The organism is Roseixanthobacter finlandensis (assembly GCF_043195105.2).
Classification (GTDB): domain Bacteria; phylum Pseudomonadota; class Alphaproteobacteria; order Rhizobiales; family Xanthobacteraceae; genus NCEH01.
The window spans coordinates 3,967,808-3,994,622 of sequence record NZ_CM195536.1; the positions used below are offsets into that span (position 1 = coordinate 3,967,808).

Consider the following 26,815-nt stretch of genomic DNA (forward strand, 5'->3'; position numbering starts at 1 on the left):
GCCATGAGGCGCGCCTTGAGGCCCGCCGTGACGAATGGGAAACGCCGGGGAACGGCCTCTTGCCCGCGCGCGTTCAAAAAGCACAGAGAGACGGAGGCAAAGATGCTGTTCCCGAAGGAATTCGATGACCAGAGCGCCCGCGCGCACGGTATTCAACGCGGCTGGTGGGCGGTGTCGTCCGATGACACGCCCGTCTCGGGCCCCTATCCCAACCGCGAAGCCGCGCTGATCGGCATCGCCAAGCGCGGCGAGGACCAGCCCAGCGGGCGGCCGGGGGAAGATCCCGTCCCGCCGCCCGAATGAGCGCGCCGCATGCTTGGAAAAGCGGGCCGCGCCGGGTGCCGGCCCGCATGATCGCACCGGTTCGATCGCACCGGTTCGATCGCACCTGCTACCGCCGCGGGCGTACCTTGCGTGGCGCTTCCATTTCCCCCTGGTCCGTGAGGGTGGGAAAATCCCCCTGATTGTCGAGCGCGATGGTGGATTCCTCCGCCCCGCCCTCGGCGTCGCCCACCGGCTTGGTGGTGGACAGATAATTTTCCTGCTGCGCCACCAATTCGCGCGCCATGTCCCAATGCACATCGCTGCGCCCTTCCGGGCACCCCTCTTCCTGCCAGATCTGGTAAGCCTTCTGGCGGATCTTGTCCTGCTCTTCGTCCATGCACGTAACCTCCTGTGGGTTTCGGCAGCAGAACTTGCGGGTGGCACGCCGTGTTCCCGACATAACGCAGAGGTCAAGATCAATAATAGCGAGAAACATGACTGCCACGCTTAAAATAAATACCACTCTATTGCGTGGTCACAGCTTGCGAATTCATCAAATTTCGGAACAACGCGGACGAGGTGGGGTTTAAGGGGTCAGCGGGCGCAGGAGCGTCCGGCTACAAATCCCCACCAGCGAGGACCGCACCATGGGCTTCTTCTCCAAAGACATTCAGACCATGGATGATCTGTTCGTCCACACCCTGCGCGACATCTATTATGCCGAGAAGCGCATCCTCAAGGCGCTGCCGGAGATGATCGACAAGGCCAGCGATCCCCAGCTCAAGGCCGCCTTCCAGGCGCACCTCAAGGAGACCGAGGGCCATGTGAAACGCGTGGAGGAAGTGTTCTCCATGCATGGCGCGGCGGCCAAGACCGTCACCTGCCCGGCGATCGACGGCATCATCAAGGAAGCCGAGGAAGTCGCCGGTGACATCGAGGACAAGGAAGTGCTCGACGCCGCGCTCGCCGCCGCCGCGCAGGCGGTGGAGCATTATGAGATGACCCGCTACGGCACGCTCATCGCCTGGGCCAAGCGCCTCGGCCGCGCCGATTGCGCGAGCGTGCTCCAGCGCAATCTCGACGAGGAAAAGGCGGCCGACAAGAAGCTGACCTCCATCGCCGAGTCCAAGCTCAACATCCGCGCGGCGGAATAAGCCGCGCCCGGTGCCGGCGGCCTGCCCGCCGGCACCGCACCGCTCGTGAAACCCCACCTGCTCGCGAAACCATTGCGCATGAACCACATGGAGCACGCCATGAGCGCCAGCGCCTCGAAGGTCGAAGCCTCGCGGACCAGCGCGGACTATCGTCAGATCCAGAAGAGTGCCGAACACAAGGAGGCGGTGCGGCCGGACGAAAAGTCGGACCCCGCGCAGACCGGCGCCCCGCAGACCGGCGCGCGCGCCTATCCCGTCCCGCCCCTGCCCCGCCAGCATCAGCCCAAGCCGGGCGCGGAAGCCGCGCTCGATCCCGCGCCCTTCTATGACGCGCCTTTCTACCAGGGGTCGGACAAGCTGAAGGGCATGGCCGCGCTGATCACCGGCGCGGATTCCGGCATCGGCCGCGCGGTCGCGCTCCTGTTCGCGCGGGAAGGCGCGGACGTCGCCATTCTCTATCTGGACGAGCACGCCGATGCGCAGGAGACCAAGCGCGCGGTGGACCAGGAAGGCGCGCGGTGCCTGCTCATCAGCGGCGATGTCGCCGACGCCGGCTTCTGCCGCAAGGCGGTGGAGAGCGTGGTCGAAAGCTTCGGTAAGCTCGATATCCTGGTGAACAATGCCGCCTTCCAGCAGCATGGCGAGATGCTGGAGGATCTCGACGAGGCGCAGTTCGACCGCACCCTGAAGACCAATCTCTACGGCTATTTCAACATGGCCAAGGCGGCGGCGCCGCATATCGGGCCCGGCGGATCGATCATCAATACCGGCTCCGTCACGGGCATCATGGGCAGCGCCAACCTGCTGGATTATTCCATGACCAAGGGCGGCATCCACGCCTTCACGCGCGCGCTCGCCGGCCAGCTCCTGCCGCGCAGCATCCGCGTCAATGCGGTGGCGCCCGGTCCGGTCTGGACCCCGCTCAACCCGGCCGACCGGGATGCGCAGGATGTGAGCCAGTTCGGCGCGGAAACCAAGATGAAGCGACCCGCGCAACCGGAGGAGATCGCGCCCGCCTATGTCTTCCTCGCCTCGCCGCAATGCTCAAGCTTCATCACGGGGGAGATCCTGCCCATCATCGGCGGCTATTGAGCCGTCGTTCAGGCCAGGAAGGCGTGTAATTCCGCCAGCGTCTCGCGCGGACATTCTTCCTGGGGCGTGTGGCCGCAGGGCAGCGCGCGACCGCGCACGTCGTCCGCCTTCTCGTGCCAGGTCTCCAGCACGTCATAAAGCGCGCCCACCGTGCCGAGGCCGCCCCACAAGGCGAGCAGCGGGACGGTGATGCGCGTGTCCGCGTCAGCGGCATCGTGTTCGAGATCGATGGTGGCGGCGGCGCGATAATCCTCGCAGATGGCGTGGATGGTCTCCGGCGTATAACAGCGCAAATATTCGGCGAAAGCGGCCGGCTCCGTGGCGCCGGAAATCTTGATCTGCGCGGCGATATGCTCGTTCAGGAAGTATTCGCGATCATTCCCAATCATCCGCTCCGGCAAGGGAAAGCGCTGGATCAGGAAGAACCACCAGAAATAGCGCGTGGCAAAGGCCTTGTCGGTGCGCGCATACATGGTGGCGGTGGGGGCGATGTCGAACAGGGCGAGCCGCTCCACGGCGTGCGGAAAATCCAGCGCCATGCGGTGCGCCACCCGCGCGCCGCGATCATGCGCCACCAAGGCGAAGCGATCGAAGCCGAAGCGGCGCATGAGCGCGATCTGGTCCTTCGCCATCTCGCGCTTGGAATAGGCCTTGTGGTTTTCCCCGCCCTCGGGCTTGGAACTGTCGCCATAGCCGCGCAGGTCGGCGGCGATCACGGTGTGGGTCTGCGCCAGCACCGGAGCGATCTTGCGCCAGGTGACATGGGTCTGGGGATGGCCGTGCAGCAGCAGTAGCGGCGGCCCCTCCCCCGCCTTGGCGGCACGAATGATGATGCCGCCGCCCACATCCACGTCCAGCAGCTCGAACCCCTCCATGAGGGGCGCCGGGCCCAGCGAAACGGTACCGGGGGTCTCGCTCAGGCCAGCCATGGATTCCCCTTGAGATAGGCGGTTTCGAAAGCGGCGATGTCGTCGCGCGCCTGCAAGGTGGTGCCGATGGCGTCGAGCCCGCGCACCAGCGCGTCCTTGCGCGTCGGCTCGATCTCGAAGCGAAGCAAAAGCCCCGCGGCGGTGATGGTCTGGTGCGGCAGGTCGATGACGATCCGGCAGGTTTCGGGATCGCCCACGCGCGCCAGGAGCCGCGCCACGTCCTCCTGCGGCAGGGTGATCGCGAGCAGGCCGTTGCGCGCGCAATTGTCGAAGAAGATGCCGGCGAACGAGGTGCCGATCAGCGCGCGGATGCCGTTCTGCGAGAGCCCCCACACCGCATGCTCGCGGCTCGATCCGCAGCCGAAATTCTCGCCCACCACCAGGAAGGACGCCGCCCGCCAGGGATCGCGATTGAGCACGAAATCGGCGCGCGGCGTGCCGTCCGGCCCATAGCGCAGCGCGGCGAAGGCGCCTTCCTTCAGGCCGGAGCGGTCGACGCCTTTCAGGAATTGCTTGGGCATGATGACGTCGGTATCGACATTGGCCGCCGGCAGCGGCGCGGCGATGCCTTCGATCAGGGTGAACGGCTGCATCATCCTTCTCCAAGATAAGGGCGCGGATCGCAGATACGGCCGGCGAGCGCGGCCGCCGCGACCATGGCCGGGCTCATGAGATGGGTGCGGCCGCCCGCGCCCTGGCGCCCCTCGAAATTGCGGTTGGTGCTGGAGGCGCAGCGCTCGCCCGCGCCCAGCACGTCATCATTCATGGCGAGGCACATGGAGCAGCCGGACTGGCGCCATTCGAAGCCCGCGTCCGCGAAGATCCGGTCGAGCCCTTCTTCTTCCGCCTGCCGCTTCACCGCGCTCGATCCCGGCACCACCATGGCCCGCACGCCCGGCGCCACCGTGCGGCCACGCACCACGCTCGCGGCGTCGCGCAGATCCTCGATGCGGGCATTGGTGCACGAACCGATGAAGGCGCGCTGGATGGCGATCTCCTCCAGCCGGGTTCCGGGCGCAAGGCCCATATAAGCGAGCGCCCGTTCCATGTCGCGCCGCCGGTCGGGATCGGCTTCGCGCGCCGGGTCCGGCACCTGCCCGCCGACGGGCGCGGCCTGGTCCGGGCTCGTGCCCCAGGTCACCATGGGGGCGATGGCGGCGGCATTGATCGCCACTTCGCGGTCGAACACCGCATCCGCATCGCTGGCAAGCTGCCGCCAGCGGGAAACGGCCAGCTCCCACAGCGCGCCCTTGGGGGCGCGCGGGCGATCCTTCAGATAGGCGAAGACGGTCTCGTCCGGGGCGATCAGCGCACCGCGCGCGCCGCATTCCACCGCCATGTTGCAGAGGGTCATGCGGCCTTCCATGCTGAGCGCGGAAATGGCTTCGCCAGCAAATTCCACCGCCGAGCCCGTCGCCCCCGACGCGCCGATGTCGCGGATCAGCGCCATCACGATGTCCTTCGCCCGCACCCCCGGCCCGAGGCGGCCGGAGACGGTCACGCGCAGGGATTTCAGGCGCTGATACACCAATGTCTGGGTGGCGAGATAATGCTCGATGTCGGAGGTGCCGATGCCGAAGCCGAGCGTGCCGAAGGCGCCATAGGTGGTGGTGTGGCTGTCGCCGGCGGCGATCACCAGGCCCGGCAGAACGAGGCCGATCTCAGGCATCACCACATGCTCGATCCCCTGCTGGGGGTGCAGCACGTCGAACAATTCGATGCCGAAATCCCGGCAATTCTCGGCGAAATAGACCGCCTGGCGCTGCGCGTCGTCATCCGGCATGCGGGCCGTGCGGGCGCTGGCGGTGGAATTCACATGATCCACCGTGCCGAGCGCCGCCTTGGCCCGCCACAAGGGCCGCCCCGCCTCGCGCAGGCCGGTGAAGGCCTGGGGGCTGGTGTATTCGTTGAGCACGGTGCGGTCGATATAAAGCAGCACCTGCCGCCCGTCCGCATCGAGGCGGCGGACGGTGTGGGCGTCCACCAGCTTGTCATAAAGGGTTTTCGCCACGGTCCCGCTCTCTGCTCGTCCGGCTTCGGCGGCGATCATGCACCGGATCGCCGCTAAGGGGTGATGCAAGCTGCGCATGAATGCGTGCGCGAACCGGCATGAAGGCTCGGCATACAAAGCCCGGCATTGACGCCCGGCGCTACACCAGCATCTGCATGTCGCCGTCGATCGCGATCGCCTGGCCGGAAATGGTCGCGCCGAGCGGAGAGGCGAGGAACACCGCCATGTTGGCGAGATGCTGGGGCGGGATCAGGCATTTCAGCGAGGTGGCGGAAAGCGCCATGGCCTGCACCTCGGCCATGGACATGTTCCGCTCGCGCGCCTTGTTCTCGAACACCGAGCGGATGCGCGGCCCATCCACCGAGCCGGGCAGGATCGCATTGGCGCGAATGCCGAATTCGCCCAGCTCCATGGCCAGCGACTTGATGAAGCCGATCACCCCCCATTTCGCCGCCGCATAAGGCGAGCGCAAGGGAAAGCCGAACCGCCCGGCGGCCGAGGACAGACCGATGATGGAGGGATTGGAACTCGCCTTCAGCGCGGGCACGGCGAGGCGCGTCACGTTGAAATGGCCGGTGATGTCCACGGCGAGCGTGCGGTCCCAATCGGCGGGGTCGATCTGGTCCACCCGGCCCGTGGGTCCGGCGATGCCGGCATTGTTCACCAGCACGTCGAGCCCGCCGAGGCGCGACAGGGCGCCATCCATGAACGCCTGCACGCCGGCGCGGTCGGCGACGTCGCAGAAACTGCCGGTGATCGTCGGGTCGCTCTGCGGCAGAGCGGCGAGCGCGGCTTCGTCCACATCGCACACTTCCACCCGCGCGCCCTCGCGGGCGAAGGCGCGGGCGATCTCCAGGCCGATGCCTCCGGCCCCGGCCGTCACGATGGTGCGCAGGCCGGCAATTCCCATGTCCATGGCGTCTCTCCCTCGGCGTTTCGCCGTTTTTGATTGGGTCCGCGCGGCGCCGGTTCAGTCCGGCAGGATGCCGCGCGAGAGGATGAAGTCTCCGGCGCTCCAGATGTCCGCCAGCAGCGCCTCGCGCGCGGCGGTGCCGTCGCGCCGGCGCATGGCCTCCACCAGGGCGGCGTGATGGATGTGCGCCTCGCCTTCGCGCACCCGCTCCGGCCCGGCCTGGAAGTCGAGATTGAGCACCGGGCCGATTTGCAGCCACAGGCTCTCGATCATGGTGAACAGGGTGGGCAGGCGGGCGGCGCGATAGAGCGCGAAATGCAAATCCTTGTTGAAATGCATGGCGGCGGCGCCGTCGGGCCGGGGCTTGTCGCGCTCGGCGGCGAACAAGCGCTCGCAGCGGAAGATTTCCTCAAGGTCGGTTTCGTCAGCATTCGCCGCCGCCGTCTCGGCCGCGAGGCCCTCCAGGCTGGAGCGGATGAGGCGCAATTCCTCGAACCGCGCCCGCGACATGAGCGGCACCCGCACGGCGCGATTGGGCAGCACCTCCAGCGCATTTTCGGCGGCGAGGCGCGAGACCGCCTCGCGCACCGGCATGGCGCTGGTGCCGATGGCGCCCGCGAGCCCGCGCAGCGTGAAGCGCTCGCCCGGCGCGGCGCGCCCCGCCAGCAGCAATTCCTTGAGGTCGCGATAGACCGTGTCGGCCAGCGTGACGCGCACGATGCGGCCCATGCGGGTGCCGAGCGTCTCGTCGCTTGCGGGAGCGGGTTCGTCTGCGGGGAGAGGCTTGTGTTCCATCACCATCGTCTGCTAAGTGTGATCACAGATAACAGATTGCCGCGCCAATCGGCAACATTTCCGTCGTCGGATGCAAGGAGGACCCGCCCGCCCGGCGTCAACCTCCTGCGGTTCCCGGCGCGGAACCACAGGGAAGAAACAACGCCATGACCGAAAAGCCCCATCCCGCCACGATTCTGTCTGCGCCTCTCCCCCGCCGCCGGGTCCTCCAGGGCCTCGGGGCCGCCGCCCTCGTGGGCGGCATCGGCATGCCCGCCATCGTGAAGGCGCAGGCCGACACCATCACCTTCGGCCATCTCACCCCGCTCACCGGATTTCTCGGCCCGCTCGGCGCCTATGGCCAGATGGGCGCGCAGCTCGCCGTGGAAGAGATCAACGGCGCTGGCGGCGTGAACGGCCGCAAGATCAACCTGATCATGGAAGACAGCGTCAATCCCGCCACCGCCTCCTCCAAGGCCGAGCGCTATATCGAGCGCGACAAGGCGGCGGTGATCATCGGCGAGATTTCCTCCGCCTCCTGCCTGGCGATTTCCCAGGTGGCGGCGCGCAACAAGATCGTATTCGTCAATACCGGTGGCAATTCGGATGCTTTGCGCGGCAAGGATTGCAACCGTTACATGTTCCATGTGGAAGGCGCGAATACCCAATATGTGAAGGCGGTGGGCGCGGCGATGCTGCGCGACGGCCTGATCAAGGGCAAGAAGCTGTTCTTCCTCACCGCCGATTACGCCTTCGGCCATGATCTCTCGCGCGTTGCCAAGCTGTTTATCGCGGCGAACGGCGGCGAGGTGATCGCCGACGAACTGGTGCCCACGGACGCCTCGGATTTCTCGGCCTATATGCTGAAGATCCGCCAGATGAAGCCGGACGTGGTGATCTCCAATCTTGCGGGCAACCAGATCACCAATTTCATCAAGCAATATGCCGAATTCGGCCTGCCCTTCCCGTTCGGCGGGTTCGGCTTCGATACCGCCGTGGCCTGGGGCGCCGGCAAGGGCAATTTCGGCGGCGTCTGGCCGTGCATCTGGCATCACGACGTGGACACGGCTGCCTCCAAGGCCTTCGTCGCCGCCTTCGTGAAGAAATACGGCAAGCCGCCGGAGAACCAGGCCTGGGGCGATTACGTCGCCACCAAGACGGTCGCCCGCGCCATGAACGAGACCAAGAGCACCGATAGCGCGCAGATCATCGGCTTCTTCGAAAAAGAGCCCAAGCTCGACATTCTCAAGGGCCGCGAAGGCTATTACCGCGCCTGGGATCACCAGCTGATCCAGGAGATGTACACCATCACCGCCAAGCCGGTGGCCCAGGTGAAGGACCAGTGGGACCTGATGGTGCTCGGCAAGGCGGTGCCCGGCCCGAACGACGCGCTCGACGTGATCGCCCCGACCCCGGCGGAGAACGCCTGCTCGTTCCCGGTCTGAACGCGGCGCGCCGCTTGCCCAATGACTCCCCTCTCCCGCTTGCGGGGGAGGGTTAGGGAGGGGGCGAGGGCGGTCTCCCCTCGCGCTGCCTCCCTCGCTTCGCTCGGCCCCCTCCCCAGCCCTCCCCCGCACGCGGGAGAGGGAGCCTGCTGGAGGATATCGGAACCGCGGCCCTTCCTCGCGACCGCCCATCCCTCTCCCGCGTGCGGGGGAGGATGCCCATCGCCTCGGCGCCCATTCCGCCCTCAGGACGAAGACCGCCATGCCCCTCGAACTCGTCTTCCTCATCGAGCAATTGCTCAACGGCCTTCTGGTGGGCGTCGCCTATCTGCTGATCGCGCTCGGCCTGTCGCTGATCTTTTCGCTCGGCGGCATCGTCAATCTCGCCCATGGCGGCTTTTATGCCATCGGCGCCTATATCGCGGTGGAAGTGGGCAATCGCTTCGGCTTTCCCGCCGCCTTCGTGGCCGCGCCGCTTTCGGTGGCGCTGATCGGCGTGGTGATCGAGCGGGTGCTGTTCTCGCGCTTCTACCGCGCCGATCCCATCCTCTCTTTGCTGCTCACCTTCGGCCTCGCCATGGTGATCGAACAGGCGCTGCGCATGGCCTTCGGCGCCACGCCAATCCCGTTCGCGATCCCGCAATTCCTGCGCGGGCAAGTGTTCATCGGCGATTTCATCTATTCGCGCTATCGCATCGCCATCCTGCTGGTGGCCATGGCCGCCGTGCTCGGCCTGTGGCTGCTGCTCCAGCGCACCGCCTTCGGCCGGGTGGTGCGGGCCGGAGTGCAGAACCCGGACATGGTGGGCGCGCTCGGCATTTCGCTGCGGCCCTATCTCACGGCGGTGGCGGCCATCGGCATCGGCCTTGCCGGGCTCGCGGGCGTGATGCTCGCCCCCATCTCGGGCGTGCATCCGGCCATGGGCGCGGAAATCCTCACCGCCGCCTTCGTGGTGGTGGTCATCGGCGGCCTCGGCTCGTTCTGGGGCGTCGTGGTGGCGGGATTGCTGGTGGGCGTGGTGCGGGGACTGACGATCTATTTCCTGCCGCCGGCGGCCGAGGCCTCCATGTACATGCTGATGCTGTTCGTCCTGCTGGTCCGCCCACGCGGATTGTTCGGCGAACGCATCCTGCGCTTCGAGTGAGGGGCCGCGATGCACCAGCCCGTCAGTCGCCGCGACACCGCCCTTCCCGCCTCCGCCGACCCCGTGAAAGGGAGCGCAATGCTCGCCCGGAACGCCAATATCCTGATCGCCGCCGCGGGTCTTCTGCTCCTGCCCTATCTCGTCACGGCGCTCGGCCTGACGCTCACCTCCGCCACCGACATCGTGGTGCTGGCGCTCGCCTGCATGGCGCTGAACCTGCTGGTGGGCTACACCGGCCTCGTCTCGTTCGGCCACGGTGCGTGGTTCGGCCTCGGCGCCTATGCGGCGGCGCTGCTCCAGCGCCACGTGTTTCCCGAGTCCGGCCTGATCCTGGTCGTGCCGGCGGCGCTGCTGGTGACGCTGGCCGCCATCCCCATCGGCTTCGTGGTGCTGCGCCGGCGGGGCGTGTATTTCTCGCTGCTCACCCTCGCCTTTACTGCGTTGCTCTACACCGTCGCCTTCCGCTGGACCGATCTGACCGGCGGCGAGAACGGGCTCGGCGGGGTGAAGCGCGGCACCGCCTTCGGGCTCGACCTGGAACGCGCCTGGCCGTTCTATGTGGTGGTGGCGCTGGTGACGCTCATCGCGGTCTACGGGCTCCAGCGGTTCGTGCGCTCGCCCATGGGCGCGGTGCTGGTGGCGATCCGCGAGAACGAGCAGCGGGCGCGCTTCATCGGCTATGACACGACGCTCTACAAGGTCGCCTGCTTCGTGCTCTCGGCCGGGCTCACGGCGCTGGCCGGCGCCCTGATGGTGTTCCACCATCGCTTCGCCTCGGCCGACCCGGTAAGCATCGCCTTTTCCGGCGAATTGCTGGCCATGGTGGTGATCGGCGGCATGCGCTCGTTCCTGGGGCCTGCGCTGGGCGCGCTGTTCTTCGTGCTGTTCCGCGAATTCTTGTCCATGTGGACGCCCAACTGGCTGTTTTATTTCGGCCTGCTGTTCGTCGCCTTCATCGTGTTCTCGCCCACCGGCCTCGTCGGGGTCGCGGGCCGCCTGCTGGCGCCCGTGCTGAAGAAGCGCGAGCAGGGCTCGGCCATGGGCGCGCGCACCGGTGCAGAGCTGCGCCCCTTGCCCGCATCCCTGCGCAGCGGGCCGCGCTGGAGCGGCGCGGGGCCGCTGCTGGAGGCGAAGGACCTCGCCCGGTCGTTCGGCGGCATCAAGGCGGTGCGCTCGGGCGCGGTGGCGGTGAAGGACCGCACGCTCCACGCCCTGATCGGCCCCAACGGCGCCGGCAAGACCACCGCCTTCAACCTCATCTCCGGCATGTTCCGGCCGGATTCCGGCGAGATCCGCCTGGCCGGCGAACGCATCGACGGACTGCCGCCCCACAAGGTGTGCGCCAAGGGGCTGGCGCGCTCGTTCCAGATCACCAATCTGTTTCCCACCCTCTCGGTGCATGAGAATTTGCGCCTCGGCGTGCAGGCGACCCACACGCGCCGGTTCGATCCCTGGACCGACATCGCCGACATTCCCGACATCCATCACGAGACCGGCGAGATGGTCGCCTTCCTCGGCGTCGCCGGCATGGAGAAGGCGGAGGCGGGCGCGCTCTCCTATGGCGGCCAGCGGCTGCTGGACATGGGGCTGGCGCTCACCTCCCGCCCCCGCGTGCTGCTGCTGGACGAGCCGCTCGCCGGCCTTGCCGCCGCCGAGCGCACGCGCGTCTCCAATCTCATCAAGCAGATTTCCGGCGAAGTGCCGGTGCTGCTGGTGGAGCACGACATCGACCGGGTGTTCGAGCTCGCCGACGCGGTCACCGTGATGGCCGACGGCGCCGTGCTGGTGGACGGCACGGTGGAGGACGCGCGCTCCGACAAGCGCGTGCAGGACGTCTATATCGGCTCTGGCGCGGCGGCGCTGGCGGCGCGCGACCTCGCGACGGCGGCCACCGACACCGTCATGCTGGAGCTGTCGAAGGTGGATGCCTTCTACGGCAAGAGCCGCATTCTCACCGAAGTGTCCATGGTGGCGCGTGAAGGCGAGATCGTCGCCTTGCTCGGCCGCAACGGCGCGGGAAAATCCACCTTGCTCAAGACCATCGTCGGCATCGTGAAGCCGGTGGCGGGCTCGGTGCGGCTTGCGGGCGGAGAACTCGCGGGCCTCTCCTCCGCCGCCATCGCGCGCCACGGGGTCGGCTATGTGCCCCAGGGCCGGGCGCTGTTCCACGGCATGAGCGTGCGCCACAATCTGGAGCTGGGCCGGCTGAAGCGCATCACGGGGGCCGGGCGCCACTTCTCCGAAGAAGAGGTGCTCGACCTGTTCCCGCGCCTGAAGGTGCGCCTGGATACGGCGGCGGACCTGCTCTCCGGCGGCGAGCAGCAGATGGTGGCGGTCGCCCGCGCGCTCATGGGCGATACCCGCGTGCTGCTGCTGGACGAGCCGTTCGAGGGGCTCTCCCCGGCGGTGACGGAGGAATTGTTCGACGCCTTCGACCGGCTGCGCCAGCAGCTCACTTTGGTGATCGTGGATCATCATCTCGACGTTGTGCTGAACCTCGCCGACCGCGCGGTGGTGCTGGAGCGCGGGCAAGTGATGCACGAGGGCCCCGCCCGCCCGCTGGCGCGCGACCTCGACCTGCGGCGCAAGGTGCTGTGGCTGTGAGGGATGCTTGGCGAGGCGGGCCGTGATTTCCCCCTCCCCACCCCTCCCCCGCACGCGGGAGAGGGAGCGCTGGGACTTACGGAACCACCTCCTCGCCCGCACCACCCTTGTCCCCTCTCCCGCTTGCGGGGGAGGGCTAGGGAGGGGGCAGGCTGAGGAGAGGAAAGCGCCGCGTCCGACCGCTTTGATCGACACGTACTGAAAGGCCATCCATGACCAAGATCGCCATTATCGGCTCCGGCTTCATCGGCCGCGCCTGGGCCATCAGTTTCGCCCGCGCCGGGTTCGACGTGGCGCTCGCCGACCAGGCCTCCGGCGCGCCAGAGGCGGCGCTTGCCTATATCGACGGCGTGCTGCCCGCGCTTGCCGAGAACGGCCTGTTGAACGGCGAGCCCCCCGCCGCCGTGCGCGCGCGCCTCTCCGCCGCGCCCTCCTATGCGGCGGCGTTGGATGGCGCCGTGCACGCGCAGGAGAATGCGCCGGAAGCGCTCGACGTGAAGCTGGCCCTGTTCGCCGAGCTGGACCGCCTCGCCGCGCCCGGCACGGTGCTCGCCTCTTCCACCTCGGCGCTCCTGCCCTCGGCTTTTTCCGCGGATCTGAAGGGCCGCGAACGGGTATGCGTGTGCCATCCCATCAACCCGCCCTATCTGATCCCCGCGGTGGAAGTGGTGCCCGCGCCTTGGACCAGCGCCGAGACCATGACCCGCGCCGCCGATCTCATGCGCGCCGCCGGACAGGCGCCCATCGTGATGAAGACCGAGCTGGACGGCTTCGTGATGAACCGCATGCAGGGCGCCCTGCTGGAAGAGGCGTTCCGCCTGGTGGCGGAAGGCTATGCCAGCGTGGAGGACATCGACGTCGGCATCCGCGAGGGGCTGGCGCTGCGCTGGTCGTTCATGGGGCCGTTCGAGACCATCGACCTCAATGCGCCGGGCGGCGTCGCCGATTATGCGGCGCGCTACCAGCAGATCTACGAACGCATCTCGCCGAGCCAATGGCACCGGGTCGATTGGAACGGGCCGGTGATGGCGCAGGTGCTCGCCGAACGCCGCGCCCGCCTGGGAGAAGAGCAGCTCGCCGAACGGCAAGTGTGGCGCGACCGCCGGCTGATGGCGCTCGCCGCCCACAAGCGCAAGGCCGACGCCGATATCGGCGCGTGACGCGCGCCAAGAGTTTCGTTCCGATTTCTTCTGAATTCTTCTGAATTCTTTCAGGAAAGGCTGACTTCATGGCTGAGACCAAGACCCCCGCCGGCAGCGGACCGCGCAAGGTGGTGATCACCTGCGCGGTGACGGGCGCGATCCACACCCCCACCATGTCGCCCCATCTGCCCATCACGCCGGACGAGATCGTCGCCGACGCGCTGGCCGCGGCGGAGGCGGGCGCGGCGATCCTGCATCTGCACGCGCGCAATCCCGAAACCGGACAGCCGGACCAGACGCCGGAAGCCTTCGGCCGGTTCCTGCCGCGCATCAAGCAGGCGACGAACGCGGTGATCAACATCACCTCCGGCGGCAGCCCCTATATGAAGGTGGAGGAACGGGTCCTGCCCGCCGCCACCTTCAAGCCGGAAGTCGCCTCGCTGAACATGGGCTCGATGAATTTCGGCCTGTTTCACCTGCTCGACAAATATCCGGAGTTCAAGTTCGACTGGGAGCGCACGCATCTGGAGAATACGCGCGACCTCGTGTTCCGTAATACGTTCAAGGATATCGAATATATCCTCCAGACCTGCTACGACAACGGCACCCGCTTCGAGTTCGAATGCTACGACATCGGGCATCTCTACAATCTCGCCCATTTCCTCGAGCGCGGGCTGGTAAAGCCGCCTTTGTTCGTGCAGTCGGTATTCGGGCTCCTGGGCGGCATCGGCCCGCATCCGGAAGACGTGATGCATATGAAGCGCACGTGCGACCGGCTGTTCGGCGATCAATATCGCTGGTCGGTTCTGGGCGCGGGGCGCCACCAATTGCCGATCGCCGGCATGTCCGCCTCCATGGGCGGCAACGTGCGGGTGGGGCTTGAGGATTCGCTCTGGGCCGGGCGCGGCAAGCTCGCCACCTCCAATGCCGACCAGGTGAAACTGGCGCGCAAAATCATCGAGGGCCTGGGCCTGGAGATCGCCACCCCCGACGAAGCCCGGCAGATCCTTCAGCTGAAGGGCGCCGACAAGACGAACATCTGAACGCAGGTGACGCGGTTCGGGCCGTGCGCGCCCGGACCTCTTCTCGCGCCCTCCCCTTTCCGCGCCACCTCCGACCCCGCAGAGTCCCCCCCCTCCCAAACCCAGTCCCGCCCGCCAGCTTGACAGGCTCGCGGCAAAACATGATATATCATGCATACTAATAAGAAGGTCGGCCCGCTTGGGAACGATCATGCATCTGGGAGGAAAAATGCGCACCTTGTCATCATCCAAGGCATGGGGCTTTGCCGCTGCCCTTCTCGCCGGCGCGGCCTTCGCGCCCGCCGCCGGCCATGCCCAGACGCCGGCGCAGAAGCCGGCCGAGGTCATCATCGGCTTCGTCCTTCCGCTCTCCGGCGGCTCCGCCACCATCGGCAACCAGACCAAGATGGGCGCGCAAGTGGCCGCCGACCAGATCAATGAAAGCGGCGGCATCGCCTCCATGGGCGGGGCCAAGCTGAAGCTGATCTTCGCCGACAGCCAGTCCAAGCCCGACATCGGCGCCTCCGAGACCGAGCGGCTGATCCAGCGCGAGAACGTCTCGCTGCTGGTGGGTGCCTATAACAGCGCCGTCACCTTCCCCTCGACCGAAGTGGCGGAGCGCTACAAGACGCCTTGGATCGTCACGGGATCGGTGAAAGACGAAATCACCGAGCGCGGCTTCAAATACGTGTTCCGCCCCAACAACAAGGCCACCTACGACGCGCGCGAGCAGCTGGACGCCATCGATCTGCTGAAGAAGGAGAGCGGACAGGGCCCGAAGACCATCGGCCTGTTCTATGAAGGCTCGGACTGGGGCCGCTCGCATGTGGCGAACATCAAGAAGTTCGCCAAGGAGCGCGGCTACGAAATCACGCTCGACGAGAGCTTCCCGCCCAACCAGGTGGACTTCACCGCCCAGTTGCTGAAAATCCGTGCCTCCAAGCCCGACGCGCTGATCGTGGTTGCCTATACGCCGGACCATATCCTGTTCACGCGCCAATATTTCGAGAACAAGATCAATATTCCCTATGGCATCCATTCGGTCGGCGGCGGTTCGGAAGATCCGTCCTATTACAAGGCCGTGCCGCAGAAGGCCGTGGACTATCTGTTCGTGCAGGAAGACTGGCAGATCGACCGCCTGAAGACCGACAAGGACCCGAAGGTGCTCGATGCCAACACCCGCTTCAAGGCGCTGGCCGGCTACGACATCAATTCCTACGGCGCCCAGGGCGTCTCCAACCTGTACATCATCAAGGACGTTCTGGAGCGCGCCGCCTCGGCGGACCGCGAGAAGATCCGCGACGCCCTGGCCGCCACCGACATTTCCTCCGGCATGGCGCTGATCGTCGGCTATCAGCGCATCAAGTTCGACGACCAGGGGCAGAACACCTTCGCGCACGGGGTGATCTCCGAAAATATCGGCGGCGAGCGGCTCACCATATGGCCGCTGGAAAACCGCGCCACCACCACCAAGCCGGTGTGGCCGGTGCCGGACTGGTCCAAGCGTTGACCCCCGCCTGAGCGGCGGGGCCGCAAGGTCCCGCCGGCTTTTTCAAAGCGCTAGGGCAGCCGCGCAACCGCATCCCGGACCAGCGACGGCGCAGCCGGAGCGCCGAGCCGGGACCCAGGGGAAACCCCTGCGCAGCAGGCAAGACGCACATGGAACTCTGTGGAGGGCGCGTCCGGCATTAGGCAAGGGACCTTCCCCCCGGTGCCCCCTCCCCAGCCCTCCCCCGGGGCCCCCTCCCCAGCCCTCCCCCGCAAGCGGGAGAGGGAGCGCGCAGGAATAATCGTCGATCATTGCGCCTGCCGATGCTGCACAGGTTGCCGATGCTGCACAGGTTCTTGCTCTGGCGTGCAGGCGAGGGCTGCATTCGTCCCCTCTCCCGCGTGCGGGGGAGGGTTAGGGAGGGGGAACGACGCAAGGGCCGCACCCGGCCTTCGCCTCACAGCAACGCCCCTTCCCGCCGCCAGCATGACCTTACGGGAGTATAATATATGGATCTTTTGACCCTCTCGTTCGCGGTCATCAACGGGCTTCTGATCGGCGGCATCTATGGCGGGGTGGCGCTGGGACTGAGCCTGATCTTCGGCGTGATGCGGGTGATCAATTTCGCCCACGGCTCGTTCCTGATGCTGGCCATGTATTGCTCCTATCTGCTGTGGGCGAGCCTCGGCCTGCATCCCTATGTGAGCATCCTCGCCACCGTGCCGTTCCTGTTCATCGTCGGCTATTTCGTGCAGGGCGTGGTGATCTCGCCGCTGTTCAAGCGCGAGCGCGCCCTGGTGGTGGAGCCCACCAGCGCCCTGCTGCTCACCGCCGGCGTCTATCTGGTGGTGGACAATATCGTGCTCATGGCCTTCGGGCCGGATGTGCGCTCGGTGGCGGTCGACATCACCTATGAATCGATCTTCGTCGCCGGCCTGCCCATCAATCTCGCGCGGCTGATCGGGTTCCTGGCGGCCATCGTGGTGGCGGCGGCGCTGTCGTTCTGGCTGAAGCATTCGGAGATGGGCCGGGCGATCCGCGCCACCGCGCAGAACCGCGATGCCGCCTCGCTCTCCGGCATCAATGTGCAGATGGTCTACAACGTCACCTTCGGCCTCGGCTGCGCGGTGCTCGGCCTGTTCGGCGCGCTACTGGTGCCGTTCTTCTCCATCACGCCGAACATCGGCCTGTCATTCGGCATCAAGTCGTTCCTGGTGGTGGTGCTGGGCGGGATCGGCTCGATCCCGGGCTCGATCCTCGGCGGGCTGCTGCTGGGCGTGTTCGAATCCGTCGCCTCGCAATTCGTCACGGCGACCTCGGCGGCGATCTTCTCGTTCGGCCTGTTCATCGCGATCCTGCTGCTGCGGCCGGCTGGCCTCATGGGCCGGGCCTGAGGTTTCCCATGCGCCACACCCTCACCCTCGTCCTCGGCGGGCCGCTGCTGGTCCTCGCCCTCGCGATCCCGCTGTTCGTGACCGACAGCTACATCCTGCATTCCATCGCGATGGTCCTGTTCTTCGCTTATATGGCCTCGTCCTGGAACTTCGTGTGCGGCTATGTGGGCCAGCTCTCGCTCGGCCATTCCGCCTTCGCGGGGGTGGCGGGCTATGTCACCGTGCTGCTGTTCACCCAGCTCGGCGTGACGCCCTGGCTCGGCATGCTGGCGGGCGGCGCATTCGCGGCCCTGCTCTCGGTGCCGGTGGGCTATGCCACCTTCCGCCTGAAGGGGCCGTATTTCACGCTGACCACGATTGCGTTCGCGGAAATCCTGCGCATCTGGCTGGAGAATACCGACGATTTCCTCGGCATTCCGCTGAAGGGGGCGCAGGGGCTCACGGTTCCGCCGGTGGGCGGCTCAAGCTTCCTCGCCTTCCAGTTCGACGGCAAAGTGCCCTATTATTACATCATCCTCGCCATGCTGGTGGGCGTGATGGCGGCGACCGCTTTGATGGAGCGCTCGCGCCTCGGCTTCTATCTGAAAGCCATCCGCGGCGACCGCGACGGGGCGGAGGCGCTGGGCGTCGATCCCACCCGCTACAGCCTGACCGCGCTCGCCATCAGCGCCTTTCTCACCGGACTTGGCGGGGCCTATTACGCGCAGCTGTTCCGCTACATCAATCCGGAGCGGAACATGGGCATCGACCTGTCCATCGACATGGCCATCATGACCATCGTCGGCGGCCAGGGCACGATCCTCGGGCCGACGCTCGGGGCGCTGCTGCTGCATCCCATCGGCGAGATGGTGCGCGCCACCATCGGCGGCAGCTTCCTCGGCCTGCATCTCATCCTCTACGGGCTGATGCTGATCCTGGCGGTGATCTATTTCCCGAAGGGCATCATCGTGCCGCTGCAACGCCTGCTGGACGGCCGCGCCCGCAAGAGCGCATCGCGCAAAGCCGCAGCTAAAACCGACGCGCTGGAGGGCAAGGGACAATGAGCGCGATCGAGAAAATTTCGGACGGGCGGAAGATCCTGGAAGTGAAGGGCATCTCCAAGAGGTTCGGCGGCGTGCAGGCCGTCTCCACCTTGTCGTTCCACTTGAACCAGGGCGAGATCCTCGGCCTGCTCGGCCCCAATGGCGCGGGCAAGACCACCGCCTTCAACATGATCGCTGGCGCGCTCCGCTCGGACACCGGCGAGATCCTGTTCGAGGGGCGCAGCCTCGCCAATCTCAAGCCGTGGGACATCTGCCGGCTCGGCATCGCGCGCACGTTCCAGCTCTCCAAGCCGTTCGGCGGGCTCACCGTGCTGGAGAATGTGATGGTCGGCAGCTTCGTGCGCACCGCCGCCGAGAAGGAGGCGCGCGCGGAGGCGCAGAAGGTGGTGGATTTCCTTGAGATGGGCGGCAAAGCCCATACGGACGCCGACGATCTCACCGCCTTCGACCGCCGCAAGCTGGAACTGGGGCGCGCGCTCGCCACCAAGCCGCGCCTGCTTCTGATGGACGAGGTGGTGGCCGGCGCCACGCCGAACGAAGCCGGCGAGATGGTGCATCTGGTGCGCAAGGTGCGCGACCTCGGCATCACCATCCTGATCGTGGAGCATGTGATGAAGGTCATCATGGGCCTGTCGGACCGGGTGATCGTGCTCGATTACGGCAAGCTGATCGCCGACGGCCCGCCCAAGGACGTGGTGCGCCAGCCGGACGTCCTCAAAGCCTATTTCGGAGAGCGCTATGTCGACGCCCGCGCTTGAGGTTCGCGACCTGTGGTCCGGCTATGGCGACCAGGACGTGCTGCGCGGCATCAACCTGGTGCTGGAGCCGCGCACCATCGTCGCTTTGATCGGCGCCAACGGGGCCGGCAAATCCACTTTGCTGCGCACCCTCTCCGGCCTGCTGCGGCCGCACCGGGGGGAAGCGAAGCTCTATGGCGAAAGCATCTTCTGCCTGCCGCCGCACAAGGTGGTGGAGCGCGGCTTCGTGCAGTCGCCGGAGGGCAAGCAATTGTTCCTCGGCATGTCGATCCGCGAAAACCTGCTGGTGGGCGCGCAGAACAAACGCGCCCGCGCGCGCCGCGACCAGACTTTGGAAGAAGTGTTCGAGCTGTTCCCGATCCTGCGCGAGCGCCAGGCGCTGAATGCCTCCACCCTCTCGGGCGGGCAGCAGCAGATGGTGGCGGTGGGCCGCGCGCTCATGGCCCTGCCGCGCGTGCTGGCGCTGGACGAGCCCTCGCTCGGCCTTGCGCCCATCATGGTGGACCGCCTGTTCGAGAGCATCGCCAAGATCAAGGAACGCGATCTCACCATCCTGATCATCGAGCAGAACGTATTCCAGGTGTTGGAAATGGCCGATTATGGCTATGTGCTTGAAAATGGCGTCATGACGCTGAACGGCACCGGGGCGGAACTCCTCGCGGACGACCATCTGCGCGCCAGCTATCTCGGCCTGTGACGCCCACCAGAGCATTTTCGAGCGAAGTGGAAACCGGTTCGCGTGAAGAAAAAGCGACAATACAATAAGTTAGAGCATTTCATCGTTTCTAAGAAACGATGAAATGCTCTAGAGACAGACACAGGGACGGAGACCTTTCGTGAGCAGCACCAAGATCGCCATCGTCACCGGGGGCGGCACCGGCATCGGCCGCGCGGTCGCGGAACGCCTTGTTGAGGCCGGCTATACGCCGCTCGCGGTCGGCCGCGACAAAGACGCGGATTTCGCGCTCGATTTTGCCGAGCTGGACGTGACCGACGCCCCCGCCATCGCCGCGCTGGCGGCGCGCTATTCCGAGGTGTCGGCGGTGGTGAATTGCGCCGGCATGATCCTGCACGACATGAAGGAATTCGAGCCGGAGGGGTTCCGCCGGGTGCTCGACGTCAACCTCACCGGCTCGCATCTCGTCACCATGGCGTTCCGCAAGGCGCTGGCGGCGGGCGGCAGCGTGGTCAACATCGCCTCCATGTGGAGCTATTTCGGCTCGGGGCGGAACCCCGCCTATGCCTCGTCCAAGGGCGCGGTGGTGCAGCTCACGCGCTCGCTCGCGGTGGCGCTGGCGCCGGAGAACATCCGCGTCAATGCGGTGGCGCCGGGCTGGATCGAGACCCGCCTTTCGGCCGGCGCCTTGCAAAATCCCGAGCGCGCGGCGGCCATCATGTCCCGCCTGCCCATGCAACGCTGGGGTTCGCCGGCGGACGTGGCGGAGGTGGTGAATTTCCTGCTCTCGCCGGCAGCGGGTTATGTCACCGGCGCGATCATCCCGGTGGACGGCGGCTACGGCATCGCGTGATTTTTCCGGGCGGGCCGGAGCGTGCTCCCCCTCGGGCCTGCCCCCTCCCCAGCCCTCCCCCGCACGCGGGAGAGGGAGCGCATTGGCGCTGATAGAGAACCGCCTCTCCCGCACGAGCCATAGATCCCCTCTCCCGCGTGCGGGGGAGGGTTAGGGAGGGGGGAAATGGGCGGCGCGGGTCGTGAGCAAACTGCGCCCTACCCCAGCCGCTGCGCCCCAGCATCCTTGCCGGCGGGCGCACGCGATTGCGCCTCTACCCAGGCCACCAGAACGCGGCCCCATTCGATATCCGCCTGGATCGCCTCGCGCGCGGCCACCGGATCGCGGGCGCGCAGCGCGGTGAGCACGTCGTAATGCTTGTGGTCCTTGCCGGCGATCTGGCGCGGCGGCATGGTGGAATGGAACACGCTCAAGAGCGGCCCCATCAGCGTCCACATGTTCTCGACGATGGATTCCACCCGCGGCAATTGGGCGATATCCAGCAACGCGAAGTGGAAGTCGCGGTTCTTGATGCTGGCCTTCTTGGGATTGGTCGCCGCCGCCTCGATGAATTCGGCCTGGATCGCCTCCAGCTTGCGCAATTGCTTGTCGGTGATGAGGCCCGCCGCCCGCTCCGCCGCCACGCCTTCGAGCTGCACGCGGATGAGCTGGATTTCCTGCAGGCGTTCTGAATCCAGCAGCGGCACGTGGATGGCGGTGGCGGCCTTCATCTCCAGCGCCTGCTCGCTCACGAGGCGGAAGATGGCTTCGCGCACGGGGGTGATGCTGGTGCCCAGCTCGGCCGCCAGCGTGGAGATGCGCAGCCGCTCGCCGGGCTCGAACTGCCCGTCGATCAGCGCCCGCCGGATGCGGCCATAGACCCGCGCCGACAGATTCTCTTTCTCGACTTGCTGCAGCTCGGCCATCTGATCCCGCGATTCCCGCTTAAACCCTCAAAACATATATCATATTGCCGCTTGGAAAGCCTGCGACGCGGTGCCCGCCCGCGCTTCCAGCGCGGCGATGGCGGCGACGATCTCGGTTTCCTCCAGCACGCGCGGAAAATGCCGAGCGTGGGGCGCGGTCAGGGTGAGGCGGGCGATGGTCTCGACCTCCTCGTGCGTCGGCCCGGCGCCGGAGAGCGCGACAAGGCTCACCGGCAGGCCGATGCGGCCGTAGAAGGCGATGATGTCGTCCATGAAGGCATCCTCGCGGCCTTCCAGCAGCAATTGGACGAGCCCGCCATAGGCCACCTGGAAGCCGTGGAGGGCATTGGCATATTTCGGCACGACGGAGAGGCCGCGCGTCATGGAATGGGAGATGGAGAGCCCGCCGCTCTCGAACGCGAGCCCGCTCATCAGCACGGTCGCCTCCACCACCAGGTCGAGCGCATCGTCAGCGCTCTTGCGATCCACGGCGGCGAGCGCATCCTCGGCATGGGCGCGCAGAATGTCGTAACAGCCGCGCGCGAGGATCAGCGCGCTTTCCACCGGCGCGCCGCCATAGATATTCTTGCCCTTGGCGCGCACGCACTGCTCCACCTCGAACAGCTTCACCACCGCATCGCCGATGCCGGCCAGGAACAGATGGCGCGGCGCCTGGGCGATCACCTGCGTATCCACCAGCACGAGATCGGGATTGGCGGGCAGCTTCTCCACCGCCAGCAGGCGGTGATGGTCGTCATAGAGCACGTAATTGTGGCTGGTGGGCGCGTCGGTGGAGGCGATGGTGGGAATGGTCGCGACCTTCGCGCCGAGCCGCCCGGCCAGCGCCTTTCCGGCATCGATGCACTTGCCGCCGCCGGCCGCCGCCACCAGGCCCGGCACGCGTGCGCCGCATTCCGCCACCAGCCGGTCCACCTCGCCGGGCGAGCTTTCGCCGCCGAAGGGAATGCGCCGCAGGTCCACCCCGGCGGCGGCGCAGACTTGCGCGATCCGCGCGCCGTGGGCGGCCTCGATGAACGGATCGATCACCAGCACCGCATCCTGCGTGATGCGGGCGAGTTCGGTGCCCAGATGATCGAGCGCGCCCGCGCCCTGAATATAGCGACGCGGCGCGCCGAAGACCTTCATCATTGCTCTTCCTCAGCCGGCGCGTTGGCCGCGCCATATGGATTTTGACGACATGCCAACGCCCTGCCAACGGCCATCGCATTTCGGTCAGAATATGATATATCGTGTATGAATGATCCGCAATTCGCGGACCGGAAGAAACAGCCGGCCGCGCCCCGCCACCGCGGCGCCCCCTCACCCGCCCGCAAGCGGGCGACCTCTCCCCACCGGGGAGAGGTGGGGGATGGGGAAAGGTGAAGACGGGAGCGAAGACTGCCCCGCCACGGGAACGCCCCCTCTCCCCGCCGGGGAGAGGGCTGGGGTGAGGGGGAGGAACTCGCCGCCCGGCGCCAACTGTTCGTCGCAACGCCACGCGGATCTCCTTGCACAAGGATATATCATATTTTATGACTAGCACGACGAAGCGCGAAAGCGCCGCTTCGCCGCATCAAGCCGCCCGAACCTCGCAGCGCGAAGGCGGCCGGAACATTGGGAGCCCATATGAGCGCGGCCGAAAGCCCATCCTCACCGCCCGACCATCGCGTGTCGAACTTCCGGCCAACCCCGGAAACCATCGCGATGCTGCGGGAAAAAGCGCGCTTCGTGCGCCTGGAGACCATCCGGCTCATCGAAGTGGCCAAGGTCGGCCATTACAGCTCGGTCTTCTCCGCCGCCGAGATTTTCGCGGCGCTCTATTACGACATCATGGATATCGAGAAGGGCAATCCGACCCGCGCGGATCGCGACCGCTTCCTGATGGGCAAGGGCCACGCCGCCGTCGGCCTGTTCCCGATCCTCGCCGAGTTCGGCTACATCGCAAAAGAGGTGCTGGACAATTACACCCGCCTCGGCAATCCGCTCGGCGACCATCCCGACATGCGCAAGGTGCCGGGCATCGATTTCTCCTCCGGCTCCATCGGCCACGCGCTGTCCGCCGGCCTCGGCATGGCGCTCGGCGGGCGCATGCAGAAGCTCGACTTCAACGTGTTCGTCATGCTCGGCGACGGCGAGATGCAGGAAGGCCAGGTGTGGGAAGCCGCGCTTTCCGCCGCCCATCACAAGACCTCCAAGCTGGTCGCCATCATCGACCGTAACGGCTTCCAGCTCGACGGCGCCGTGGACGATGTCATGGGCATCGAGCCGCTGGACGAGAAATGGCGCGCCTTCGGCTGGGAGGTGCACGTCGTGGACGGGCATAATCTCGACGCCCTCACCACGCTGCTGCGCCAGGTGAAGGCGGACGAAAGCCGCACCAAGCCCTGCTGCATCATCGCCCGCACGCTGAAGGGCAAGGGCGTCTCCTACATGGAGACCGAGCCCGGCTGGCATCTCGGCTATCTCGATCCCTCCGACGCGAAGAACGCGGTCGCAGAAATCATGAACAGGGACATCTGAACCATGAGCGAAACCCTGTCTCCCAATCCTCCCGCAGCAAGCCGTCCGCTCTCGCCCAATTCCTGGCAGTATCGGGAAATCAACGCCAAGACGCCGGGCCTCAGCCATCTGTCGGATGCGCTGATTTCGCTCGCGGAAGCCGGTGAGCCCGTGGTGGCCGGCTCCGCAGACCTGCAATATTCCAACGGCCTCGCCAAGTTCGCGAAGCGTTTTCCCGAGCGCTACATCCAGTTCGGCATTTCCGAGCAGAACATGGTGACGGCGGCGGCCGGGCTCGCCACCACCGGGCTCAAGCCCTATGTGGCGACCTTCGCCTCCTTCCTCGGGCTATTGTGCTGCGAGCAGATCCGCATGGATGTGGCCTATTGCGGCCAGCCGGTGCGGCTCATCGGCCATCACACGGGCATTTCGCTGGGCTTCTACGGCACCTCGCACCACGCGACCGAGGACATTTCCACCATGCGCGCGATTGCGGACCTCACCGTCGTCTCGCCCGCCGACGGCCCGCAACTCGCCGCCGCCATCAAGGCGTCCGCCGCCTATCCCGAGCCGATCTATTTCCGCATCGGCCGCGGCCGCGAGCCGGATGTCTACGGGCCGGATGTGACCTTCGAATTCGGCAAGGCCATCGAGCATGTCGCGGGCGATGAAATCACCATCATCGCCTGCGGTATGCCGGTGCATTCGGCGCTTGAGGCGGCGCGCAAGCTGAACGCGGCGGGGCGCTCGGTGGGGGTCATCGACATGCCCACCATCAAGCCCATCGACAAGGCGGCGATCCTGAAGGCGGCCGCGCGTTCCAAGGTGCTGATGACGGCGGAAGAGCACAATGTGCTCGGCGGCCTCGGCAGCGCGGTGGCCGAAGTGCTAACGGAAGTGGGCGCGGGGGTAAAACTGATCCGTCACGGCATCCACGACGAATACAGCCTGATCGCCCCGCCGACCCATCTCTACGCCCATTACAAGCTCGACGCCGCCGGCATCGAGGACGTGGTTCTGACCGCCATCGGCGGCGCCAAGGGCTGAAGTGATGGTCTCCGAAACTCTCCCTCTCCCCACCGGGGAGAGGGTTGGGGTGAGGGGCCACGAACGGCCCGACCGCGCCCGAGCCCCCTCACCCGCCCGCAAGCGGGCGACCTCTCCCCGACGGGGAGAGGTGACGGGCAGGAAGAGGTGACGGACAAGAAGAGATCACCCGCCCAGCCGCAACGCCCCCTCTCCCCCACGGGGAGAGGGCCGGGGTGAGGGGGCCAAGAACGCACGCCGACACACGCCAAGACATATCTCGCGCGCCGGCCTCCCCCTCAGCGCACAGCACGCCGGCCGCGCCTTTGCTACCATTCCAGCAAGCGGATAACCGCGATTGCCCGAACCGGGAGGAAACCGAAGAATGACCCAGCCCCAGCCCCGCCCCGCCGACGCCATCGACGAGAAGTGGCAGCCCTATCGCAAGCCCCAACCGGCCGAGGCGCGCCCCGAACTGGTGGTGCCGAACGCCATTCCCACCGACGACCGCGTGTGGGTGCCGCTGGAGGAGAATGTATGGTTCCGCCCGCTGCTGCTCTCCGCCTCCAGCGGCTATTGGATGAACCTGCTGAAGGTGCGCAAGGCCGGCGTGCTCTCGCGTCACCGCCACCCGCTGCCGGTGCATGGCTATGTCATCAAGGGTTCCTGGCGCTATCTCGAACACGACTGGATCGCCACCGAGGGCGGCTATGTCTACGAGGCGCCGGGCGAGACCCACACCCTGGTGGTCGATCCCCATGTGGAAGAGATGATCACCCTGTTCCAGGTGAATGGCGCGATGATCTATGTGGACCCGGACGGCAACCAGACCGGCTTCGACGACGTTTTCACCCGCATCGACAAGTGCCGCGCCCATTACAGCGCCAATGGCCTCGGCGCGGACTATATCGACCAGTTCATTCGCTGAATTTCACGAAAATCGCGGCGCAATCCGCGAAAAAGCGCGGTATTGATTTCGGTCCGCCGAAGTTTCAGCGAATTTCGGCGGAGGACCGCGGAAAAGCCGCCGACATCGCCCACGCCCGCACTGTTCCTCGGCGCGGAGCAATCGAAATTCGGCGCCGCGCTCCCGGCGGGTGCGCGCGGCGCGGGTGGAAGGCACTGGCGGGCGGCTTCGCCTCTCAGGACAGCGGCGGGCGTCGGCGCGGACTTGCGATCTCATTGTTTTTAGATGCGATTCCAAATTCCAGGCTGTCGGCGATACGGCGCGCGCGGATGATGAAATGGGTCGCGGCCGCCGGCGGGCAAAGTTCCTGCGCGGTCGCCTCGAACAGGTCGAGCCAGCGGTCGAAATGCGCGGCACCGATCGGCAAAGGCAGGTGCCGGGGCATCGGCTGGCCATGGTAGCGGCCCGTCATGAGCGCCACGGACGACCAGAAAAGACAAAGCTTCTCAAGGTGTTTGTCCCAGTCGGCGACGCGCGCGGCGAAGATCGGGCCGATCAGGTCGTCCGCCCGCACGCGGTCGTAGAAGGTGAAGACCAGGGTGCGAATCATCGCCTCGTCGATGCCGGTCTCGGCCATGATCGCCTGCGTCGCCGCCGCCCGACGGGCCAGCATCTGCTCGCTCTCGCCGCTGACGATGCGCTCGCGCGCCGTCTCCTCGGCCATGGCCGCCTCCGTCTCCCGCACCGGCGGCGGATGCGCCATGTGCTTGA

At 66.6% G+C, this 26,815-nt stretch carries 26 protein-coding genes; 17 read left to right on the forward strand and 9 right to left on the reverse strand.

Annotated elements, in window-relative coordinates; translation table 11 throughout:
- Positions 1-102 precede the first annotated feature (102 nt).
- On the forward strand, positions 103-303 hold the full coding sequence (locus tag V5G24_RS18710; protein WP_394085654.1) for a hypothetical protein: 201 nt from the start codon (positions 103-105) through the stop codon (positions 301-303).
- Between the two features lie 88 nt (positions 304-391).
- Here V5G24_RS18710 and V5G24_RS18715 read toward each other — a convergent pair whose 3' ends face one another.
- Positions 392-661: a DUF2934 domain-containing protein gene (locus tag V5G24_RS18715; RefSeq protein WP_394085653.1), complete on the reverse strand. Its 270-nt coding sequence runs from the start codon at positions 659-661 to the stop codon at positions 392-394.
- Positions 662-911: 250 nt separating this feature from the next.
- Here V5G24_RS18715 and V5G24_RS18720 point away from each other — a divergent pair, with 250 nt between their 5' ends.
- Positions 912-1,418 (forward strand): YciE/YciF ferroxidase family protein, encoded by a 507-nt coding sequence (locus V5G24_RS18720; protein WP_394085652.1) that lies wholly within the window; start codon positions 912-914, stop codon positions 1,416-1,418.
- A gap of 99 nt (positions 1,419-1,517) precedes the next feature.
- Entirely contained in the window at positions 1,518-2,510 is a 993-nt protein-coding gene (locus V5G24_RS18725; RefSeq protein WP_394085651.1) for an SDR family oxidoreductase, read from the forward strand.
- Positions 2,511-2,518: 8 nt separating this feature from the next.
- On the opposite strand, the gene V5G24_RS18730 is transcribed toward V5G24_RS18725, so the two are convergent.
- From V5G24_RS18730 to V5G24_RS18750, 5 genes are all read right to left on the reverse strand, one after another.
- On the reverse strand, positions 2,519-3,439 hold the full coding sequence (locus tag V5G24_RS18730) for an alpha/beta fold hydrolase (RefSeq protein ID WP_394085650.1): 921 nt from the start codon (positions 3,437-3,439) through the stop codon (positions 2,519-2,521).
- Complete coding sequence (gene leuD / locus V5G24_RS18735; protein ID WP_394085649.1) at positions 3,427-4,035, reverse strand: 3-isopropylmalate dehydratase small subunit; 609 nt, start codon at positions 4,033-4,035, stop codon at positions 3,427-3,429. Before leuD ends, V5G24_RS18730 begins: the two co-directional genes overlap by 13 nt.
- Complete coding sequence (gene leuC / locus V5G24_RS18740; RefSeq protein WP_394085648.1) at positions 4,032-5,489, reverse strand: 3-isopropylmalate dehydratase large subunit; 1,458 nt, start codon at positions 5,487-5,489, stop codon at positions 4,032-4,034. The genes leuD and leuC overlap by 4 nt, the downstream gene beginning before the upstream one ends.
- Positions 5,490-5,589: 100 nt before the next feature.
- A complete protein-coding gene (locus V5G24_RS18745) occupies positions 5,590-6,366 on the reverse strand; it encodes an SDR family oxidoreductase (protein ID WP_394085647.1) in 777 nt (258 codons plus the stop codon).
- Between the two features lie 54 nt (positions 6,367-6,420).
- Positions 6,421-7,158 (reverse strand): GntR family transcriptional regulator, encoded by a 738-nt coding sequence (locus tag V5G24_RS18750; RefSeq protein ID WP_394085646.1) that lies wholly within the window; start codon positions 7,156-7,158, stop codon positions 6,421-6,423.
- 146 nt (positions 7,159-7,304) lie between these two features.
- Here V5G24_RS18750 and V5G24_RS18755 point away from each other — a divergent pair, with 146 nt between their 5' ends.
- From V5G24_RS18755 to V5G24_RS18805, 11 genes are all read left to right on the forward strand, one after another.
- On the forward strand, positions 7,305-8,582 hold the full coding sequence (locus V5G24_RS18755) for an ABC transporter substrate-binding protein (RefSeq protein ID WP_394085645.1): 1,278 nt from the start codon (positions 7,305-7,307) through the stop codon (positions 8,580-8,582).
- A gap of 262 nt (positions 8,583-8,844) precedes the next feature.
- Complete coding sequence (locus V5G24_RS18760) at positions 8,845-9,726, forward strand: branched-chain amino acid ABC transporter permease (RefSeq protein WP_394085644.1); 882 nt, start codon at positions 8,845-8,847, stop codon at positions 9,724-9,726.
- A gap of 78 nt (positions 9,727-9,804) precedes the next feature.
- Positions 9,805-12,330 (forward strand): branched-chain amino acid ABC transporter ATP-binding protein/permease, encoded by a 2,526-nt coding sequence (locus V5G24_RS18765; protein WP_394085643.1) that lies wholly within the window; start codon positions 9,805-9,807, stop codon positions 12,328-12,330.
- Between the two features lie 212 nt (positions 12,331-12,542).
- A complete protein-coding gene (locus V5G24_RS18770; RefSeq protein ID WP_394085642.1) occupies positions 12,543-13,490 on the forward strand; it encodes a 3-hydroxyacyl-CoA dehydrogenase in 948 nt (315 codons plus the stop codon).
- Positions 13,491-13,558: 68 nt separating this feature from the next.
- Entirely contained in the window at positions 13,559-14,515 is a 957-nt protein-coding gene (kce, locus tag V5G24_RS18775; protein WP_394085641.1) for a 3,5-dioxohexanoate:acetyl-CoA acetone transferase, read from the forward strand.
- Positions 14,516-14,723: 208 nt separating this feature from the next.
- Positions 14,724-16,004 (forward strand): ABC transporter substrate-binding protein, encoded by a 1,281-nt coding sequence (locus V5G24_RS18780; protein WP_394085640.1) that lies wholly within the window; start codon positions 14,724-14,726, stop codon positions 16,002-16,004.
- 488 nt (positions 16,005-16,492) lie between these two features.
- The gene (locus tag V5G24_RS18785; protein WP_394085639.1) at positions 16,493-17,377 is read left to right on the forward strand and encodes a branched-chain amino acid ABC transporter permease; all 885 of its coding nucleotides are present in this window, start codon (positions 16,493-16,495) and stop codon (positions 17,375-17,377) included.
- 8 nt (positions 17,378-17,385) lie between these two features.
- Entirely contained in the window at positions 17,386-18,420 is a 1,035-nt protein-coding gene (locus V5G24_RS18790) for a branched-chain amino acid ABC transporter permease (RefSeq protein ID WP_394085638.1), read from the forward strand.
- Complete coding sequence (locus tag V5G24_RS18795) at positions 18,417-19,178, forward strand: ABC transporter ATP-binding protein (protein ID WP_394085637.1); 762 nt, start codon at positions 18,417-18,419, stop codon at positions 19,176-19,178. The genes V5G24_RS18790 and V5G24_RS18795 overlap by 4 nt, the downstream gene beginning before the upstream one ends.
- Positions 19,159-19,875, forward strand: coding sequence for an ABC transporter ATP-binding protein (locus V5G24_RS18800; protein WP_394085636.1), 717 nt, complete (start codon positions 19,159-19,161; stop codon positions 19,873-19,875). Before V5G24_RS18795 ends, V5G24_RS18800 begins: the two co-directional genes overlap by 20 nt.
- A gap of 139 nt (positions 19,876-20,014) precedes the next feature.
- Positions 20,015-20,707, forward strand: a complete 693-nt coding sequence (locus tag V5G24_RS18805) for an SDR family NAD(P)-dependent oxidoreductase (protein ID WP_394085635.1) — start codon at positions 20,015-20,017, stop codon at positions 20,705-20,707.
- A 197-nt stretch (positions 20,708-20,904) separates the two neighbouring features.
- Here V5G24_RS18805 and V5G24_RS18810 read toward each other — a convergent pair whose 3' ends face one another.
- Both V5G24_RS18810 and V5G24_RS18815 read right to left on the reverse strand, forming a co-directional pair.
- Positions 20,905-21,612: a GntR family transcriptional regulator gene (locus tag V5G24_RS18810; RefSeq protein ID WP_394085633.1), complete on the reverse strand. Its 708-nt coding sequence runs from the start codon at positions 21,610-21,612 to the stop codon at positions 20,905-20,907.
- Between the two features lie 39 nt (positions 21,613-21,651).
- On the reverse strand, positions 21,652-22,761 hold the full coding sequence (locus tag V5G24_RS18815) for a glycerol dehydrogenase (protein ID WP_394085632.1): 1,110 nt from the start codon (positions 22,759-22,761) through the stop codon (positions 21,652-21,654).
- 477 nt (positions 22,762-23,238) lie between these two features.
- Between V5G24_RS18815 and V5G24_RS18820 the strand changes: the two genes are divergently transcribed.
- The 3 genes from V5G24_RS18820 to V5G24_RS18830 all read left to right on the forward strand — a co-directional run bounded on the left by V5G24_RS18820 (position 23,239) and on the right by V5G24_RS18830 (position 26,065).
- Positions 23,239-24,132: a transketolase gene (locus V5G24_RS18820; RefSeq protein ID WP_394085631.1), complete on the forward strand. Its 894-nt coding sequence runs from the start codon at positions 23,239-23,241 to the stop codon at positions 24,130-24,132.
- Between the two features lie 3 nt (positions 24,133-24,135).
- Entirely contained in the window at positions 24,136-25,158 is a 1,023-nt protein-coding gene (locus V5G24_RS18825; protein ID WP_394085630.1) for a transketolase family protein, read from the forward strand.
- Positions 25,159-25,522: 364 nt separating this feature from the next.
- Positions 25,523-26,065, forward strand: a complete 543-nt coding sequence (locus tag V5G24_RS18830; protein WP_394085629.1) for a 2,4'-dihydroxyacetophenone dioxygenase family protein — start codon at positions 25,523-25,525, stop codon at positions 26,063-26,065.
- A gap of 214 nt (positions 26,066-26,279) precedes the next feature.
- Here V5G24_RS18830 and V5G24_RS18835 read toward each other — a convergent pair whose 3' ends face one another.
- On the reverse strand, positions 26,280-26,768 hold the full coding sequence (locus V5G24_RS18835) for a group III truncated hemoglobin (RefSeq protein ID WP_394085628.1): 489 nt from the start codon (positions 26,766-26,768) through the stop codon (positions 26,280-26,282).
- Positions 26,769-26,815: the final 47 nt, after the last annotated feature.